Annotated in this window: 1 protein-coding gene; it reads right to left on the bottom strand. The window is 66.8% G+C overall.

Going from position 1 to position 1,546, the window contains the following annotated elements; genetic code table 11:
• Positions 1-1,373, bottom strand: a 1,373-nt coding sequence (locus tag D3H34_RS32445) for a serine/threonine-protein kinase (RefSeq protein WP_147400584.1), incomplete at its 3' end; no start/stop codon positions are given.
• Positions 1,374-1,546 lie beyond the last annotated feature (173 nt).

The following is a 1,546-nucleotide window of genomic DNA, read 5'->3' as shown; positions in this document are numbered from 1 at the left end:
CGATGGGTATAAGAGACAGGAGCGGTGTCGGGTGGTGGTGCGGGTGTAGCTGTTTGTGCCGTCTTGCCCGCATCGCCTTCGCCGCCGGTGCGCCCCAGGAACCACCATCCGCCGCCGGCCGCAACGGCCAGCACCGCAGCGGCGACGGCGCCGAGGACGGCCTTGTTGTTGCTGCCTCCGCGCTTGTCGTTGGAGACGGGTGCCTTGGCGGCGATCGGCTTCGGTATGTGGGCCGAACCACCGATCACGGTGGGTGCATCGGCACCCGACGGACTGCTTCGCGCACCCGACGGCGGCACGGTGCGCGGCGTGGGCGCGATGCTGTGACCGACCTCCAGGCCCAGCGCCGCGCGCAGCTCCGCCATCGACTGCGGCCGCGCCTCGGGCCGCACGCCCAGGCCCGCATCGATCGCCGCGAGCAGCCGGTCGCTGTAGCGCTGGCGCAGGATGTCGTTGCCCGCGAGCGGCACATAGCTGTCGGACAGCAGCCGCGCCACCGACGGCGGCGGCGCGCGGCCGCACACGGCCACGTGCATCACGGCAGCGAGCGCGTAGACGTCGGTCCACGCGCCTTGCGACATGTCGGGCATCTCCGCGTACTGCTCGATGGGCGCGTAGCCGGGCTTGAGGATCACCGTGATCGCCTGCGTCTTGTCGGTGATCACGCGCCGCGCAGCGCCGAAGTCGAGCACCACCGGGCGGCCCGAGCCTTCGAGCAGGATGATGTTGTCGGGCGCGATGTCGCGGTGGTAGCAATTGGCGTTGTGCATCACCGCGAGCGCCTGCGTGACGCCGTCCATGATGCGCGTCAGCCATGCTTCGTCCACGCCCGCCGGGATCGCTACGAGTGCTTCTCGCAAGGTGTCGCCCTTGTAGAAGGGCATGACCATGTAGGTCGTGCCTTTTTCCTGCCAGAAGCGGTAGACCTTGAGCAATGACGGGTGGTCGAACTGGGCGAGCAAGCGGGCTTCGTTGATGAAGCTGCGCATGCCGAGGTCGAAGGTTTCTCTGTGTCTTTCTGACAAGGGGACTACGGTGCCGTCTTGCTGTCTTGTTGAGAGCGACGTTGGCAGGTATTCCTTGATGGCTACTACGCGTTCGAGCGTGTGGTCCCAGGCTTCGTAGACGACGCCGAAGCCGCCCTGGCCTACGACGCGGGTGATTTCGAATTCGGCGAGGCGGCTGCCTACGGGGAGGAGGCCGGCTTCGTGAGTTGTTCCCGTGGCGGGGCTGGTGACGGGGGTGGTCGATGCTGTGGTGAAGCCGCCGGCGGTGATGACTGTGGCGCCTGTGTCAGCTTCTGCTGTAGATGGCACGGGGCGGGAGACGACTCGGGTGCGGTCGTCTTCCGGGGGAGGGGCGTTGTCGGTCATTGACCTGCTCCTGCTGAGTGAACGCCTCTTTGGGTTTGCTTCCCGAGGCCGGGTCTCGGCCCGGCGGCCGACCTACTTTTCTTTGCTTCGCCAAAGAAACGTAGGCAAAAGAAAGGCGACCCTGCTGTCTGCGTCCCTCCGCTTCGCTGCGGGCAACCTGCGGTGCTCGCATT

Source organism: Acidovorax cavernicola (genome assembly GCF_003581445.1).
This window is presented reverse-complemented; position numbering and strand designations above follow the sequence as displayed.